Source organism: Brevibacterium pigmentatum (assembly GCF_011617465.1).
Lineage (GTDB): Bacteria > Actinomycetota > Actinomycetes > Actinomycetales > Brevibacteriaceae > Brevibacterium > Brevibacterium pigmentatum.
In genome coordinates this window covers 2263512-2279476 of sequence record NZ_CP050153.1, presented here as the reverse complement: position 1 = coordinate 2279476, position 15965 = coordinate 2263512, and the positions used below count along the sequence as shown (strand labels likewise).

Annotated in this window: 15 protein-coding genes; all 15 read left to right on the top strand. The window is 66.7% G+C overall.

Annotated elements, in window-relative coordinates; all coding sequences use genetic code 11:
- Window positions 1–9 precede the first annotated feature (9 nt).
- The 15 genes from steA (at window position 10) to cmk (ending at window position 15916) form a co-directional block, all read left to right on the top strand.
- Window positions 10–1248 carry a putative cytokinetic ring protein SteA gene (steA, locus tag GUY30_RS10315; protein WP_167197044.1) on the top strand — a complete coding sequence of 413 codons (1239 nt, stop codon included), beginning with the start codon at window positions 10–12 and terminating at the stop codon, window positions 1246–1248.
- Window positions 1241–2233, top strand: a complete 993-nt coding sequence (locus GUY30_RS10310) for a copper transporter (RefSeq protein ID WP_167197041.1) — start codon at window positions 1241–1243, stop codon at window positions 2231–2233. Before steA ends, GUY30_RS10310 begins: the two co-directional genes overlap by 8 nt.
- Window positions 2230–3096, top strand: coding sequence for a hypothetical protein (locus tag GUY30_RS10305; protein WP_167197038.1), 867 nt, complete (start codon window positions 2230–2232; stop codon window positions 3094–3096). Before GUY30_RS10310 ends, GUY30_RS10305 begins: the two co-directional genes overlap by 4 nt.
- Window positions 3093–4832, top strand: coding sequence for a murein biosynthesis integral membrane protein MurJ (gene murJ, locus GUY30_RS10300; protein WP_167197035.1), 1740 nt, complete (start codon window positions 3093–3095; stop codon window positions 4830–4832). The genes GUY30_RS10305 and murJ overlap by 4 nt, the downstream gene beginning before the upstream one ends.
- Window positions 4829–5977, top strand: a complete 1149-nt coding sequence (locus GUY30_RS10295) for a glycosyltransferase family 4 protein (protein WP_167197032.1) — start codon at window positions 4829–4831, stop codon at window positions 5975–5977. The genes murJ and GUY30_RS10295 overlap by 4 nt, the downstream gene beginning before the upstream one ends.
- 33 nt (window positions 5978–6010) lie before the next feature.
- Complete coding sequence (locus GUY30_RS10290; protein WP_167197029.1) at window positions 6011–7147, top strand: glycosyltransferase family protein; 1137 nt, start codon at window positions 6011–6013, stop codon at window positions 7145–7147.
- An 8-nt stretch (window positions 7148–7155) separates the two neighbouring features.
- Window positions 7156–8835, top strand: a complete 1680-nt coding sequence (locus tag GUY30_RS10285; RefSeq protein WP_407645276.1) for a CTP synthase — start codon at window positions 7156–7158, stop codon at window positions 8833–8835.
- A gap of 88 nt (window positions 8836–8923) precedes the next feature.
- Window positions 8924–9661 (top strand): NUDIX domain-containing protein, encoded by a 738-nt coding sequence (locus GUY30_RS10280; protein ID WP_167197024.1) that lies wholly within the window; start codon window positions 8924–8926, stop codon window positions 9659–9661.
- A 6-nt stretch (window positions 9662–9667) separates the two neighbouring features.
- Entirely contained in the window at window positions 9668–10618 is a 951-nt protein-coding gene (gene xerD, locus GUY30_RS10275; RefSeq protein ID WP_167197021.1) for a site-specific tyrosine recombinase XerD, read from the top strand.
- Window positions 10619–10656: 38 nt separating this feature from the next.
- Entirely contained in the window at window positions 10657–11526 is an 870-nt protein-coding gene (locus tag GUY30_RS10270; RefSeq protein WP_167197018.1) for a ParA family protein, read from the top strand.
- A 77-nt stretch (window positions 11527–11603) separates the two neighbouring features.
- Window positions 11604–12587, top strand: a complete 984-nt coding sequence (locus GUY30_RS10265; RefSeq protein WP_228281232.1) for a segregation and condensation protein A — start codon at window positions 11604–11606, stop codon at window positions 12585–12587.
- Window positions 12584–13237: an SMC-Scp complex subunit ScpB gene (scpB, locus tag GUY30_RS10260; protein ID WP_167197015.1), complete on the top strand. Its 654-nt coding sequence runs from the start codon at window positions 12584–12586 to the stop codon at window positions 13235–13237. The genes GUY30_RS10265 and scpB overlap by 4 nt, the downstream gene beginning before the upstream one ends.
- Before the next feature lie 17 nt (window positions 13238–13254).
- Entirely contained in the window at window positions 13255–14115 is an 861-nt protein-coding gene (locus GUY30_RS10255) for a pseudouridine synthase (RefSeq protein ID WP_167197012.1), read from the top strand.
- Window positions 14112–15260: a prephenate dehydrogenase gene (locus GUY30_RS10250; RefSeq protein ID WP_167197009.1), complete on the top strand. Its 1149-nt coding sequence runs from the start codon at window positions 14112–14114 to the stop codon at window positions 15258–15260. The genes GUY30_RS10255 and GUY30_RS10250 overlap by 4 nt, the downstream gene beginning before the upstream one ends.
- Complete coding sequence (gene cmk, locus GUY30_RS10245; RefSeq protein ID WP_167197006.1) at window positions 15257–15916, top strand: (d)CMP kinase; 660 nt, start codon at window positions 15257–15259, stop codon at window positions 15914–15916. The genes GUY30_RS10250 and cmk overlap by 4 nt, the downstream gene beginning before the upstream one ends.
- The last annotated feature ends 49 nt before the right edge of the window (window positions 15917–15965 follow it).

Below are 15965 nucleotides of genomic sequence, written 5' to 3'. Positions count from 1 at the left end.
GGGCGGACCATGAAAGTGCGCAGACACCGTGAGAACCTCACCGCACCGACTCGGTCCGGTCCCGCCCCTGCCCGTCTGGACCGACGCACAAAGAATCTGACGAAACGCCTCCAGGCAGGCGATATCGCCGTCATCAAACACTCCGATATCGACCGCATCTCCGCCGAAGCTCTCGTCGCCTGCCGGCCGGCCGCGGTGATCAACGCGGACAGATCGATTTCCGGCCGCTACCCGAACCTCGGCCCGAGCATCATCGTCGACGCCGGCATCCCCCTCATCGACGCCGCCGGAGCGGAGATCTTCGATACCGTCGACGAGAACGCCGAGATCTCCATCGAAGGCGCCACCATCTACTCTGGCGAGACCGAAGTAGCCACGGGAGTCCTGCAGACGGCCGAGACGATCGCCGAGGACATGCACGCCGCCGAAGCCGGAATGAACTCCGTGCTCGTCGACTTCATCGACAACACGATCGAATACATCCGCAAGGACTCCGATCTGCTCTCGGCCGAACTCGTCGTGCCCGAGGTGAAGACGAAGTTCACCGACCGGCATGTGCTCATCGTCGTCCGCGGGTACCACTACAAGGAGGACCTGGCGATGCTGGCCTCCTACATCCGCGAATACCGGCCGCTGCTCATCGGCGTCGACGGCGGAGCTGACGCCATCATCGAAGCCGGCTACCGACCGGACATGATCGTCGGGGACATGGACTCCGTGTCCGACACCGCTTTGACCTCGGGCGCCGAGATCGTCGTCCACGCCTACCGCGACGGCACGGCACCCGGCACCGAACGGGTCGAAGCCCTCGGCGTCGAATGCGTGGCCTTCGCAGCCTCGGGCACGAGCGAGGACATCGCCATGCTGCTCGCCGACGACAAAGGCGCCGAACTCATCGTCGCCGTCGGCACCCACGACACCGTCATGGAGTTCCTCGACAAAGGCCGCAAGGGCATGGCTTCGACCTTCATCACCCGACTGCGCGTGGGCTCGAAGCTCATCGACGCCAAGGGCGTGTCCCTGCTCTACCGGCAGCGCATCTCCAGCCTGCAGCTGGCCGTGCTCATCATCTCAGGCCTCGTCGCCCTCGGTGTGGCGATGACCGCGACCTCGGCCGGACAGACCTTCCTCGGCCTCATCGGCGCCCAACTCGACGGCCTCTTCGGCTGGATCGGCTCACTCTTCGGCGGCGAACCCACAGCATCGACCGATTCCGCCGGCCTCATCCAAGGACTGACCCGTGATTGATTTCCGCTACCACCTCGTCTCCCTCGTCTCGGTGTTCCTGGCGCTGGCCGTCGGCATCGTCCTCGGTGCGGGACCGCTGAAGGAGCCGATCGGCGAATCCCTGCAGAGCCAGGTCGACGCCCTGCGCTCGGACCGCGACAACCTGCGCTCTGATCTCGACGCGGCCAAGGGCAATATCGACAAGCAGAACGAATTCGTCACCGCCGCCGCCCCCGAACTCATCGGCGGCACCCTCGACGGGCAGGAAGTGAGCATCATCGCCGCTCCCGAAGCGGACTCCGAGCAGGTCGAAGAGGTGAGCAACCGGGTCAAGGAAGCCGACGGCACCATCGCCGGCGACGTCTCGTTCGTGCCGAACACGCTCAGCCTCGCCGATTCCGCTCAGTTCCTCAAGAAGCTGCGGACCCTCGTGCCGAACCTGCCGAAGGACGACTCGACCGCGATCCGCGCCGCCCTCGTCATCGCTCTGACCGGTGACGCCTCGATGCTCGAGGACGAGGACGACCAGGCGGATGCGGAGAAGCAGGCGGCGAAGCTCTACGACGCCTTCGTCGAAGCCGACCGTCTGCGCACCGACACGGACCACAAGACGACCTCGCTGTTCATCGTCGTCGACGATGAGAACTCGACCCTCGCCGAGGATACCGAGCCCAGTCCGCAGGCCTCCGACGACAAGGGCACCCGCACCCTCGTCACCGACTTCGTCACCGCGCTCACCGCCGAATCCACCTCGGTGGTCGTCGCCGGTGACGCCGGATCGGCACAGAACGGACTCGTCAGCGTGCTGCGGTCGGAGAAGTCCCGCGCCAGCACCGTCGACGGACTCGGCCTCGGTGCCGGCCCCGTCATCACCGTGCGGGCACTGGCCTCCGGGGAAGACGGCCGACACGGGCACTTCGGATTCGCCGAGGATGCCGAAAGCATCCTGCCGGGCAAGATCGAAGACACATCCTCCGATGACACGCAGAACGGAGACGAGAAATGATCCGCTCCATCGTCAGCACCGCCGTGGCCGGACTCGCCGGCTTCACCGCGACGAAGGCCGTGCTCAGATCACGGCTGCGCACCCATGAGAGCGTGGTGCGCACCAACCACGCCGGACACGACGTCTCACTCGCCGAAGGCCCCGCCGTCGCAGCGGGACTGCTGGCCGGCAGTCTGCTCATCGAAGATCCCCGCCAGCGGACGGCGACCCTGCTGGCCACGGCCGCGGCGGGCGGCCTCGGTGCTGTCGACGATTTCTGTGAGTCCGGGTCCTCCAAAGGCCTGCGCGGCCACCTGTCCGCACTGGCCCGCGGGGAGATCACGACCGGGACGTTGAAGATCACCGGCATCCCGCTCGCGTCGATCGCGGCCGCCGCGATCCTGCGCAGCCGCACCCGCCCGACTGGGATCTTCGGGATCAGCCATAAGGACGACCGGCCCTGGTACGCGGCCGCCGCGGATGTCATCGTCACCGGGGGAGTGATCGCCGGATCGGCCAACCTGTTCAACCTCCTCGATCTGCGTCCCGGCCGGGCACTCAAGGTCGGAGCGCTCACGCTGGCCTTCACCGACCACGAACGCCGCGTGTCCTGGGCACCTTCAGGTGCGATCGCCGGAGTCACGGCCGCCGTCTGGCCCGATGACCTGGCCGGAGATGCGATGCTCGGCGACACCGGAGCCAATGCCCTGGGGGCTGCGATCGGCGTGATCCTCGCCGAGACCGCCACACCGGCGCAGCGACGCCTCATCCTTGCCGTCCTCGTCGGGCTCACCCTGGCCAGCGAGAAGGTGTCCTTCACCTCCGTCATCGAATCGACCCCCGGCCTGAGGGAGATCGACTCGTTCGGCCGCGAGGACGTGTGAACAAGCTCGTTCGAGTCCTCGCCGCCACGGCGCTGCTCGTATCGATCATCACCCTGCTGACCCGACTGGTCGGCTTCCTTCGCTGGCTCGTGTTCTCGGCGAACGTCGGCGCCGGCACCGTCGGCACCGCTTACCAGAGCGCGAACCAGGTCCCGAACATCCTCTTCGAGGTCGTCGCCGGCGGCGCCCTGGCCGGAGCGGTCATTCCGCTGCTCGCCGTCCCCCTGGCCAGATCGGACAGAGGGACCGCCGGTCGCATCGCCTCGGGGCTGCTGACCTGGGCGGTCAGCGTCACCTTGCCCCTGTCGATCCTGCTGGCCGTGTTCGCTCCGCAGATCGCGAGGATCCTCGTCGATGAGAAGACGAGCGCCGCGGGAGTGCAGGCGACCGTGGAGCTGCTGCTCATGTTCTCCCCGCAGCTCGTCCTCTACGGAATCGGCGCCGTGCTCACCGGAGTGCTGCAGGCCCACCGGAAGTTCCTGTGGCCGGCGTTCGCCCCGCTGCTCTCCAGCCTCATCGTCATCGGCAGCTACATCGCCTACAGTTCCGTTGGCGGCAGCGACGACACCTGGCAGACCCACCTCGGCTGGCTCGGCTGGGGCACCACCGTCGGCGTCGCAGCCCTCGCGCTGCCGCTCGCCCTGCCGATGGCCTCGACCGGGCTGAAGCTGCGCCCCACGTTCTCCTTCCCGCCCGGAGTCGCCCACCGTGCGCTGCGCCTCGCCGGTGCCGGAATGTCGGCCCTGCTCGCCCAGCAGGCCGCTGTGCTCGCGACCCTGACTCTGGCAAACCACATCGGCGGGGACGGCACGCTCGTCCTCTTCAGCTACATCAACGCCGTCTACCTCCTGCCCTATGCGGTGCTCGCCGTGACCGTGGCGACCGTGGTCTTCCCGACCCTGTCGACTTGGGTGGGACGATCCACCGACCCCGAGGCGACCGAGCACAGACGTGCGGAAGCGGGGAAACGCTTGCGGTCGGTGACCTCGACGACGACGGCGCTCATCATCGCCGTCGGCGGACTCGGCGCCGTCATCCTGCTCTCAGCTGCGGGCCCCCTGCAGACCTTCTTCATCGCCATCGACGCCGAAAGTGAGTCCGCCGCCCCCTTCGACTCCATGGCCACGGCGATCATGGTCATGGCCTTGGCCGTGCCCGGGTGGTCTTTCGTGGCGTGGGGCACTCGCGTCTTCTATGCGGTGGAACGCTCCCGCTATTCGGCCGCCGCCACGACGACAGGGTGGATCCTCGTCATCGTCGGCATGATCGGAGCGATCCTGGTCACGGGTTCGAACGGGAATCCCGGGCTGACCCTCATCTGCATCTGCAGCGGCTATGTGTTGGGCATGACCGTGGCCGGAGTGTTCCTGCTCGTGAACATGCGCCGCGTCCTCGGTCCCGCCGGTCTCGCTCTCGTCGGACGCCGGTCGCTGCTCGCGCTCGGAGCCGCAATCGTCGCAGGCACCGCCGGAGTCGTCACCTCGCAGTGGTTCGGGGGACTCTTCGACAACTCCGCGAGCTCGGCCGTCATCGCCGGAGTCGTCGCCGCGCTCATCGGCTGCGTGGTCTTCGGTCTCATCGTGCTCGTCGTCGACCGCGGTTTCCTCGGTGAAGTCCGCAGCCTGCTGGCCGACCGCAACCGGGCCGGCGTCAACGACGAGACGACCGTCCATGCGGCTGGCGAGCACAATAGAGACAACGGACCCAGCGACACCGACAGGGAGAAAAACTCATGAGAATCGTCTTCACCATCGGCACCTCGACCGGGGGAGTCGGCACTCATGTGCACGCACTCGCCCGTGACCTTGCCGCCGCCGGGCACGAGATCGGCGTCATCGGACCGGCCGCCACCGACGAGCACTTCGGCTTCTCCCTGTTGCCAGGAGTCCGCTTCGGCGTCCTCGAACTCGGCACCGGAATCGGCGCCTCCGACGTCGCCCTCATTCGCCGCCAGCGCACACTGCTGCGCAGCTTCGCCCCGCAGATCGTTCACGCCCACGGCTTCCGGGCGGGGTTGATCACCCTGCTGACCCTGCGCACGCTGAGAACTCGACCGAAATTCGTCCTCAGCCTCCACAACCAAGCCAGCGGACAGGGACTGCGCGGCCGCGTCGAAACCCGGGTCGAGACGATGCTCGCCCGCGGGGCCGACCTCGTCCTCGGCGCGAGCACCGACCTCGTCGACCGTGCCCGCGAGCTCGGCGCGCAGGATGCCCGTTTCCTCCCGGCCGCCGCCCCCGAGGTCAGACATGTGTCCGCCGAGGCGGCCGCCGCCACCCGTGCAGGCCTGGCCGAGGAGTTCGACTTCGACCCCGGGGCGCTCATCGTTCTCGCCGTCGGTCGCGTCGCCGAACAGAAGAACTATCCGATGCTCGTGCGCGGACTCGCCCGCCTCGGCGAAGAGCACCGGCAGGGCGAGATCGTCGCTCTCATCGCCGGTGCCGCCGATGACGAGGTGCTCGCCGACGTCCGCGCTCAGTACGCCGGCGCCGCAGCCGCCTCGGCGATTCCGGCCCTGCACTTCCTCGGACCCCGCGACGACATCTCCGAACTCGCCGCCGCCGCGGACGTCTTCGCCCTCACCAGTGTGTGGGAGGCCCGGGCGCTCGTGCTCCAGGAGGCACTCATCTCCGGCAAGGCGATCGTGGCCACCGCCACCGGCGGCAGCGCCGAACTCGTCGGCGACGCAGGCATCCTCATCGCCCATGACGATGATGCCGCCTTCGCCGCAGCCGTGGCCGAACTCGCCGTCGATCCCGCCCGTCGCGCCGAACTCGGGGCCCGCGCCAGGGCACGCGGAGCCGAGCTTCCCGATGAGAGGGAAGTTGCCGAAGAACTCGCAGGTCTTTACACGGAACTCGTGTCTGCCCAGGTAGGCTAGAACCAGCGTCGAACGAAAGAAGAGGATGAGGAAATGAGCGAATCCGGCGAGGTCAACCCACTGAGCGCAGACACACGAATTCTGCACGTGCTCGCCGAGACCACCGGTCCCGTCGTCGAAGTGGCGAAGCTCGCCGTGCTCGGTCACCTCCGAGCCGGTTACAAGGTCGCCGTCGCCGCGCACCGGTCGATTCTGGGCACCTTCGGAGTCCCGGAGGAGCTGGCCGGCGAATTCCGTGAGATCGAACTCGCGGCACGCAGACGCTTCACGATGGCCGACCCCAACACCGCTTTCACTCTTCACAAGTACTACCAGCACGTGGACATCGTCCACGCGCACGGACTGCACGCGGCGACGCTCGCCGGCCTGGCCTTCACCGGTCTGCCCGCCCGCCTCCACCCGAAGGTCGTCGCCACCATCGAATCCTTCGACTCCGCAAACGTCATCGAGAAGACCGGAGCCGAGATCGTCGGCCGCACCGCAACAGCAGTGCTCGGCACGACCGAACCCGTCGTCGACTACTACGGCGGCCGCGTCCCCGTCGTCGAACGCGCCGAACTCGTCCACCCGGACATCGACGTCGATCTCACTGTGCGCACACCGCGCGCCGAGGTCCGCCGTGAACTCGGGCTCGCCGAAGGCACCTGGATGGTCGCCAGCCCCATCGCACTGCGCGACCACACGGCCCTGGCGACGGTGCTCGACGCCGCTGACCAGATCAACCAGCGCCGCCGCGACCGCAACGTCGTCTTCGTCCTCACCGGCACCGGCAAGGACCGCTCGACGATCTCCCGCGAATTCTCCGACCGCGGCGTCCTCGTCGCTCCCGCCGGCGACCTCGTCGATGTGGCTGCCGCCGCCGATGTCGTCATCGCCAGCGAAACCATGACCGGACTGTCCCACGAAGACCTCATGCAGCTGTCGAAGCCGGCGGTATTCATCGGCAGCGAACGCCGCGCGGGCATCTGGGGAGAGGCCGCGAAGGCCGTTCCCGCCGACGACACGGATGCGCTGCTGCGTGAGATCAATCATCTTCTCGACGACCCGGCCGGACGCGGAACCTCGGCTGTGGCAGCGAAGAAGCGGGTCATCGATGTGAGCAACGGGGCGGCGATCTCCGAGACGCTGCTCGATCTGTACGCCGAGGTCGACGCAGTCTCGGATTCGTGAGCCGGACTTTGATAGAATCAAATCCCGTGGTGAATCGAACTGGCCCTGGCGGCACACATACGGCAAAGCACATCTTCGTCACGGGAGGCGTCGCCTCCTCGTTGGGCAAGGGTCTGACGGCATCGAGCCTCGGCCACCTGCTCACTCAGCGCGGCCTCACCGTGGCCATGCAGAAGCTGGATCCCTACCTCAACGTGGATCCCGGCACGATGAACCCCTTCCAGCACGGTGAAGTCTTCGTCACCGAGGACGGTGCAGAGACCGACCTCGACATCGGCCACTACGAGCGCTTCCTCGATAACAGCCTCGACGGCGCAGCGAACGTGACCACCGGACAGATCTACTCCTCGGTCATCGCGAAGGAACGCCGCGGCGCGTACCTCGGCGACACCGTCCAGGTCATCCCGCACATCACCGATGAGATCAAGGCGCGCATGCGTGCCCAGGCCGAACGCCCCGAGGCGGACCGCCCCGATGTCATCATCACCGAGATCGGCGGCACCGTCGGCGATATCGAATCCCAGCCCTTCCTCGAGGCGGCCCGGCAGGTCCGTCACGACATCGGCCGAGACAACGTGTTCTTCATCCACGTCTCCCTCGTTCCCTACCTCGGGCCCTCCGGGGAGCTGAAGACGAAGCCGACCCAGCACTCGGTGGCCACTCTGCGCTCCATCGGCATCCAGCCCGATGCGATCGTGCTCCGCTCCGACCGGGAGCTGCCAGATTCGATCCGGGCGAAGATCGCCGGCGCCTGCGATGTCGAGACCGAAGCGGTCGTGTCCTGCGTCGACGCCCCGAGCATCTACGACATCCCGAAGGTCCTCCACGACGGGGGCCTCGACGTGTTCGTCATCCGCAACCTCAACCTGCCCTTCCGCGACGTCGACTGGACGAAGTGGGACTGGGTACTCGAGCGCGTGCACAATCCGTCCCGGGAAGTGACCATCGGCATCGTCGGCAAGTACATCGACCTGCCCGACGCCTACCTCTCCGTCACCGAGGCGCTGCGCCACGGCGGCTTCGCCAACGACGCGAAGGTCACAATCAAGTGGATCCAGTCCGATGACTGCTCCACCGAGGCCGGTTCGGAAGCGGCTCTGAACGGCCTCGATGCGATCTGCGTGCCCGGCGGCTTCGGCATCCGCGGCATCGAGGGCAAGCTCGGCGCACTCGAGTACACCCGCACCAACGGCATTCCGACGCTGGGCCTGTGCCTGGGTCTGCAGTGCATGGTCATCGAATATGCACGCAACGTCGCCGGCATCGAGGCGGCCTCGTCATCCGAATTCGACCCCGAGACCACGGTCCCCGTCATCGCGACGATGGCCGAGCAGCTCTCGATCGTCGAAGGTGAGGGCGACCTGGGCGGCACCATGCGCCTGGGCACCTACGAGGCGAAGCTCACCGAAGGCAGCGTTGTGGCCGGCGTGTACGGAGACACGACGATCAGCGAACGCCACCGTCACCGTTACGAGGTCAACAACACCTACCGGGACCAGCTCGCCGAGGCGGGACTCGAGTTCTCCGGCACCTCACCGAACGGTGAGCTCGTCGAATTCGTCGAACTGCCGAGCGATACGCACCCGTTCTACGTCTCCACTCAGGCGCACCCCGAGCTGAAGTCGCGTCCGACCTCTCCGCACCCGCTGTTCGCGGGCCTGGTCGCCGCGGCGCTCGAGCGTCAGTGACCGTTGTCCATCCTCACTGCGAATGCCGTCGGCGACAGTGCCGGCGGCATTCGCCGTTTCACCACAGTCGAGATCCGGGAGGCAGCCGATGAGCACACCGAGTGAAGAGATCCTGCAGGACGAACCGGTGATCCCACCGATCTCATCGTCCGAGGTCGTCTACGAAGGCGCCGTGTGGGACATCCGCAAGGAGACCTTCGACCTTCCCGAGGCGTCCGGACTCGTCCGTGATCTCATGGCGCACACCGGTGCCGTCGGCGTCGCCGTCGTCGATGATCAGCAGCGGATCCTCCTGGCGCAGCAGTATCGGCACCCCGTCCGGGCCCGGCTGTGGGAGGTGCCGGCGGGTCTGCTCGACATCCCCGGAGAGGACCCGCTCGAAGCGGCGAAGAGGGAGCTCGTCGAAGAGGCCGACCTCACCGCCGTTCACTGGGACGTCCTCAGCGACTCCTGCCTGACTCCGGGTGGCAGCTCCGAGACGATGCGTCTGTACCTCGCCCGCGGTCTCACTGAGGTTCCCGAAGCCGACCGTCACGAACGCGGTGAGGAGGAGGCCGGGTTCCGTTACGCCTGGGTCGACATCTCCGAGGCGCTCGATGCCGTCGCCGATGGGCGGATCACCAACGCGATCGCCCAGCTCGCGATCTTCCAGGTCGACCGCGTGCTGCAGGCCGAGGCGGCAGGGGAGCCGGTTGCACTGCGTCCGGTCGATGCGCCGAGGCGGCTTGTCGACGGCCGCCCCGACTTCGGTCGCGGTGCGAGCGTCGAGACGACCGGCACGAGCGAGGATGCGCCGTCCACGCAGGTCGGCACGGGCGAGGGCTGATAACCCGTGGCCCGGCACGGTGCTGAACTGCTGCCAGAGAATCTGCCTGACGATCTGCGTCGCGGTTTTGCGTCCTATCTGTCCTCCCTGCGTTTCGAACGGGGACTGTCGATGAACTCGATCGATGCCTACGCCCGTGACCTCGCCCGGTACGGAACCTGGCTGACCGAGGACGGGGTGAGCCGCGTCGGCGAGGTCGATCGACAGAAAGTGGAGAGCTATGCGCTTCACCTGCTCGATTCGGGATTGGCACCGCGGAGTCGTGCCCGCGCACTCGTCGCGGTGCGACGATTCCACACCTTCGCCCTCGGGGAGAACCTCACGTCCACGGATCCGGCCTCCGAGGTCAGCCCGCCGCAGGAGGGACTGCGCCTGCCCAAGGCCCTGGCGCTCGACGATATCGAAGCGATGATCGCCACCGCGGACGGGGAGGAGCCGGTGCAGATCAGGGCTGCGGCCCTTCTCGAACTCCTCTATGCCACGGGGGCGCGCATCTCCGAGGCCGTGGGGGTCGACCTCGATGATCTCGACCTCGACTCCGGGCTCGTCCGGCTCTACGGAAAGGGCGGGAAGGAGCGGATCGTGCCCTTCGGATCCCATGCGGCCCGAGCCCTGGGTGCGTGGGTGGCACGGGTGCGGCCGTCGATGGCGGCGAAAGCGAAGTCCTCGGCTCCGGCCGGGGCGCTGTTCCTCAACGCTCGCGGGACCAGGCTCTCCCGGGTCTCGGCGTGGCAGATCGTCAAGGACGCCGGGGAGGCTGCCAAGATCGACGCCGAGGTCTCTCCGCATACGTTCCGGCACTCGTTCGCCACGCATCTGCTCGAGGGCGGGGCGGACATCCGCGTCGTCCAGGAGCTGCTCGGGCATGCCTCGGTGACGACGACGCAGATCTATACGAAAGTCTCCGAGGAGACACTGCGGGAAGTGTACGCGACCTCGCACCCTCGGGCGCGGTAGGGTTGTATGAAGAGCAACGAAAGGTGGCCATCCGAGTGATGAATACGCAAGAGGCGTTGGAGATCCCCCAGCAGAGGACCGCAGCAGTCGAGCCCCAGGATTTCCCGGAGCCGGCACCCCTGGATTCGCACGGACCCGCCCGCATCATCGCGATGGTCAACCAGAAGGGCGGGGTCGGGAAGACGACCTCGTCGATCAACCTCGGTGCTGCCCTGGCCGCCTACGGCCGCAAGATGCTGCTCGTCGACTTCGACCCGCAGGGCGCACTGTCCGTCGGACTGGGACTCAATCCCTATGAGCTCGATATCAGCATCTACAACCTGCTGATGAATCCGCGACTGGACCCGCACGAGGTCATCGTCGAAACGGAATTCGACAACATCGACATCCTGCCGGCCAATATCGACCTCTCCGCCGCCGAAGTCCAGCTCGTCGGCGAGGTCGCCCGCGAGCAGGTTCTCGCCCGTGTCCTGTCGAAGGTCGCCGACGAATACGATGTCATCCTCATCGACTGCCAGCCCTCGCTGGGACTGCTCACCGTCAATGCTCTGACCGCCGCCCATGGTGTCGTCATCCCGCTCGAGACCGAGTTCTTCGCCCTGCGCGGCGTCGCCCTGCTCGTCGAGACCATCGAGAAGGTCCAGGACCGTCTCAACCCCTCGCTCGAGGTCGACGGAATCCTCGCCACGATGTTCGACTCGCGGACGCTGCACTCGAAGGAAGTCATGTCGCGGGTCACCGAGGCCTTCGGTGACAAGGTCTTCGAGACCGTCATCAATCGCACCGTGAAGTTCCCCGATGCCTCCGTGGCGGCCGAACCGATCACGAGCTTCGCGCCGAAGCACGCAGGCTCCGAGGCCTACCGTCGACTGGCCCGGGAGCTCATCGCCCGCGGAGGCGCACCCTGAGCGACTCCGTAACCGACGAGGAGGAAGCGGCCCCCGTTTCAACCGAGGCCGCTTCGGGCGATGCAGTCGCTGGTGATGTGGCAGTCGCTTCCGGCGAAGCATCCGCGGGTGCGGAAGTCGTCGCCGGCGAGGGCTCTGCCTCCGGCAGCGAAGTAGCCTCCGGCGATGATGCCGCGCAGGGATTCCAGGTGCGGTTGGACAACTTCACCGGCCCTTTCGACCTGCTGCTCGGTCTGATCTCGAAGCGTCGCCTCGACGTCACGGAGATCGCCCTGGCCGAGGTCACCGATGAGTTCATCGCCTACACCACCGAGCTGAAGGATCAGGCGAACCTCGCCGAGATCTCCCAGTTCCTCCTCGTCGCGGCGACCCTGCTCGACCTCAAGACCGCACGGCTGCTGCCGCACGAAGAGGGAGAAGAGGTCCTCGACCTCGAACTGCTCGAGGCCCGCGATCTGCTCTTCGCCCGGCTGCTGCAGTACAAGGCGTACAAGTCCGTGTCCGGTTATCTGGCCGAGGCGATGGCCGCCGGGTCGATCCGAGCCCCACGCGACGTCGACCTCGAACCGGAGTTCCAAGATGTGCTGCCGCCCTTGGAACTCAACATCGGTCCGGGAGAACTGGCCGGAATCTTCGCCACCGTCCTCCAACGCGATCACACACCGCCGAGCGTGGCCGTCGACCACATCCACCTGCCGCTGGTCAGCGTGTCCGAGCAGCGCGGGCACATCCTTTCTCTGCTGCGCGTCGGAGACGTCGACTTCCAGGATCTGCTCGAATCAGCCGAGAACACTCTGGTGGTCGTGGCGCGGTTCCTCGCCCTGCTCGAACTGTTCAAGGTCGGCCTCTGCGACTTCGACCAGCCCGAGCCCTTGGGCCGGCTGCTCATCCACCGGACCGAGATGAACGAAGACGGAGTCGACCTGCGCACCGAAGGCGACTGGAGCGGCGATGAGGCCGTAGACGGCGAACGGGCAGGGGCAGGCGAACTCACTGCGGGGAAAGACGAAGACGCAGGCGGCGACCAAGCCGCGAACGACACTGGGGGAGTGCACTCATGATCGATGACGAGATCCTCGCCGGCATCGAAGCCGTGCTCATGATCACCGATTCGGCTGTGACCGCCGAAGACCTCGCCGGCTCCCTCGGCCTCGACGAGGACACCGTCCTCGAAGCCATCGGCACCCTCAAAGCCGACTACGACGGAGATGAGAACCGGCGGCAGCGCGGGTTCGAGATCCGCCACGTCGCCGGAGGCTTCCGTATCTTCTCCCGCGGCGACTACCACGAAGTCGTCAAGGACTTCCTCACCGCCGGACAGAGCGCGAAGCTCTCCCAAGCCGCCCTCGAGACCCTCGCAGTCATCGCCTACCGGCAGCCGATCTCCCGGCCCCGCATCGCCGCCATCCGCGGAGTCAGCGTCGACGGCGTCATCCGCACCCTGCTGCTGCGCGGACTCATCGTCGAAGCCGGCAAGGAGGCGTCCACCTCGGCGCTGCTCTATGCCACCACGCGTACGTTCCTCGACACGATGGGCATGAATGCGATCGACGATCTGCCCGATATCGCCCCCTACCTGCCCGAAGACGCCGATGTCGCCGAACTCGGTGCAGAGGACACCGAGGTGCTCGCCGAGATCGACGGCGCCCTCGACGACGATTTCGACGATGAGACTGATTCGTCCGCCGAGATGTCACGAGTCGCTGATTGATTTGAGAGAATGGAAGTATGAGTCCCTACCGTGATCACCGCGCCCCCGGCGGGCGCCAGAACCGACCCAGCCGAAAACAGCGCGCAGCGACGGCCAATCAGGCCTCCAACAAGGGCGGTTCGGGTGCCGGTCAGGCATCGGATGCCCACGTCAGCGGGGGTGTGCGGCTGCAGAAGGTGCTCGCCGATGCGGGCCTTGGATCACGTCGTGCCTGTGAGCAGCTCATCGTCGACGGCCGCGTCGAGGTCGACGGCACCATCGTGACCGAACTGGGCACCCGGATCGACCCCGAAACGCAGTCCGTGTACGTGGACACAGTGAGAATTTCGACACAGACCAAGAAGGTCTACCTCGTGCTCAACAAGCCCGCGGGCGTCGTGTCGACCATGAGCGATCCCGAGGGTCGACCCTGCCTGGCCGATTACGTGCGCAACAACACGGAGCGCCTCTTCCACGTCGGTCGCCTCGACACGGAGACCGAAGGCATCATCCTGCTCACCAATGACGGGGAGCTGAGCAACCGACTCGCCCACCCGCGCTACGAGATTCCGAAGACCTACATCGCGAAGGTCAAGGGTCAGCTGGCGAAGGACGCCGGAGCCATCCTCAAAGCCGGAATCGACCTCGAAGACGGTTTCGTCAAGGTCGATGACTTCAAGCTCGTCGATTCGACCCCGGGCAAGTCCGTCGTCGAACTCACCCTCCATTCCGGCCGCAACCGCGTCGTGCGCCGCCTGCTCGCCGAGATCGGCCACCCGGTGGAGCGTCTCGTGCGGCTGAAGTTCGGACCGATCGTCCTCGACGAGCAGAAGCAGGGCAAGATCCGCCCGCTGCGCTCCGATGAGGTCGGCGCACTGTTCGAGGCCGTCGGTCTGTGAGAGTCCACATCATCGGCACCGGCCTGCTCGGTGCCAGCCTGGGGTTGGCGCTGAGCGCAAACGGCCATCAGGTGACCCTCGAAGACACCTCACCGACCGCGCAGCAGCTCGCCGCGGACCTCGGTGCCGGTCAGGTCCTCAACTCGAAGACAACCGTCGCCGAGGCGGCCGACCCGACCGGTGCCACCGACGCTGCGTCGCCTGCCGCGCACCCGGACATCGTCGTCGTCGCCACCCCGCCCGACGTCGCCGCTCGGGTCATCGCCTCGGCGCTCGAGGACTACCCGAATGCCACGGTCACCGACGTCGCCAGCGTCAAGACCCGCCTGCTCGAGTCGGTGCGGGGGCTGGTCACGGGCACTCAGCTCGATCGCTATATCGGATGCCATCCGATGGCCGGACGCGAGAAGTCCGGAGCGATCGCCGCCCAGTCGGACCTGTTCACGGCCCGACCCTGGGTGATCTGCTCGGACGAGGACACCCCGGCCGACCGCCTCGGCGAGGTCATCGCCATGGCCGAGGACACGGGCGCCTCGGTGCTCCACCTCGATCCGCGCATCCACGATGCCGCGGTCGCGAAGGTTTCGCACGTGCCGCAGATCGTCGCCTCCCTCGTCGCCTCCCAGCTGCGGCACGCGCCGCTCGAGGAGATCTCGCTGGCCGGGCAGGGGTTGCGCGATGTCACGCGCATCGCCGCCTCGGACCCGGGACTGTGGACGCAGATCCTGACCGGGAACGCCGACGAAGTCCGCTCCGTGCTCATCGATCTGCGCACCGAGCTCGACGAGGTCATCGGCGCACTCGAACTCGGACCCGGGTCGACGGGACTGCTCGCCAAGGCGATCGCCTTGGGCAATGAGGGACACGACCGGATTCCCGGCAAGCACGGGCAGCCGCCGACCACCTATGCTGTTGTCACGATCCTGGTTCCGGATACGCCCGGAATGCTGGCCCGGCTGTTCAAGGACATCGGCGACCTCGGCGTCAATGTCGAGGACTTCCGGATGGATCACGCCTCCGGTCGGAAACTGGGCATGGTCGACGTGTCCGTGGTCCCGGCCATCCAGCAGGAGCTGGAGATCGGATTGCTGTCGAAGGGATGGCAGATCCCCGAATCCGCCATCGAGAAAGAAGGAACTGCATGAGCGTCGTAGCCATTGACGGACCGTCCGGAGTGGGCAAGTCGAGCACCGCCAAGGAGGTGGCGCGTCGGCTGGGATACCAGTACCTGGACACCGGTGCGATGTACCGGGCGATGGCGTGGCTGTGCCTCAACCGCGGGGTCACCGATCCCGTCGACGTGCTCGAGCAGGTGCGCGGTGCGGATCTGGAGATCTCGCTGAGCCCCGACGAATTCTTCGTCTCCGTCGACGATATCGACGTCACCGAGGAGATCCGCGGTGAGGATGTGTCTGCGAACGTGCAGACTGTCTCCGGCGTCATCGACGCCCGCGAGGAGCTCATCGAGATGCAGCGGGCCTACATCACCGCCGCACCCGAGGGCATCGTCGTCGAGGGCCGGGACATCACGACCGTGGTGGCACCCGATGCCGATGTGCGCATCCTCATGACCGCCCGCGATGAGGTCCGCGTGGCCCGCCGGGCGAAGGAAGTGCACGGCAATGCCGACGCCGAGGCGATCGCCGCCACCCAAGACCTCGTCACGGGCCGTGACGCCAAGGACTCCGCCACGACGAGCTTCTTAGAGGCCGCCGACGGAGTGTTCACACTCGATACCAGCGACATCGACTTCGACCAGGTGGTCGAGACGGTGCTGCAGCTGGTGAAGGACTCACAATGAGCGAATCCGAATTCCACGAGACACGAAGACCTCGTCGATCGTGTCGAGA

What these genes read in the sequence shown, in the direction of transcription:
- steA (WP_167197044.1), top strand. Translation starts at nt 10, where the DNA reads ATGAAAGTGCGCAGACACCGTGAGAACCTCACCGCACCGACTCGGTCC.
- GUY30_RS10305 (WP_167197038.1), top strand. Translation starts at nt 2,230, where the DNA reads ATGATCCGCTCCATCGTCAGCACCGCCGTGGCCGGACTCGCCGGCTTC.
- GUY30_RS10295 (WP_167197032.1), top strand. Translation starts at nt 4,829, where the DNA reads ATGAGAATCGTCTTCACCATCGGCACCTCGACCGGGGGAGTCGGCACT.
- GUY30_RS10290 (WP_167197029.1), top strand. Translation starts at nt 6,011, where the DNA reads ATGAGCGAATCCGGCGAGGTCAACCCACTGAGCGCAGACACACGAATT.
- GUY30_RS10280 (WP_167197024.1), top strand. Translation starts at nt 8,924, where the DNA reads ATGAGCACACCGAGTGAAGAGATCCTGCAGGACGAACCGGTGATCCCA.
- GUY30_RS10270 (WP_167197018.1), top strand. Translation starts at nt 10,657, where the DNA reads ATGAATACGCAAGAGGCGTTGGAGATCCCCCAGCAGAGGACCGCAGCA.
- scpB (WP_167197015.1), top strand. Translation starts at nt 12,584, where the DNA reads ATGATCGATGACGAGATCCTCGCCGGCATCGAAGCCGTGCTCATGATC.
- GUY30_RS10255 (WP_167197012.1), top strand. Translation starts at nt 13,255, where the DNA reads ATGAGTCCCTACCGTGATCACCGCGCCCCCGGCGGGCGCCAGAACCGA.
- cmk (WP_167197006.1), top strand. Translation starts at nt 15,257, where the DNA reads ATGAGCGTCGTAGCCATTGACGGACCGTCCGGAGTGGGCAAGTCGAGC.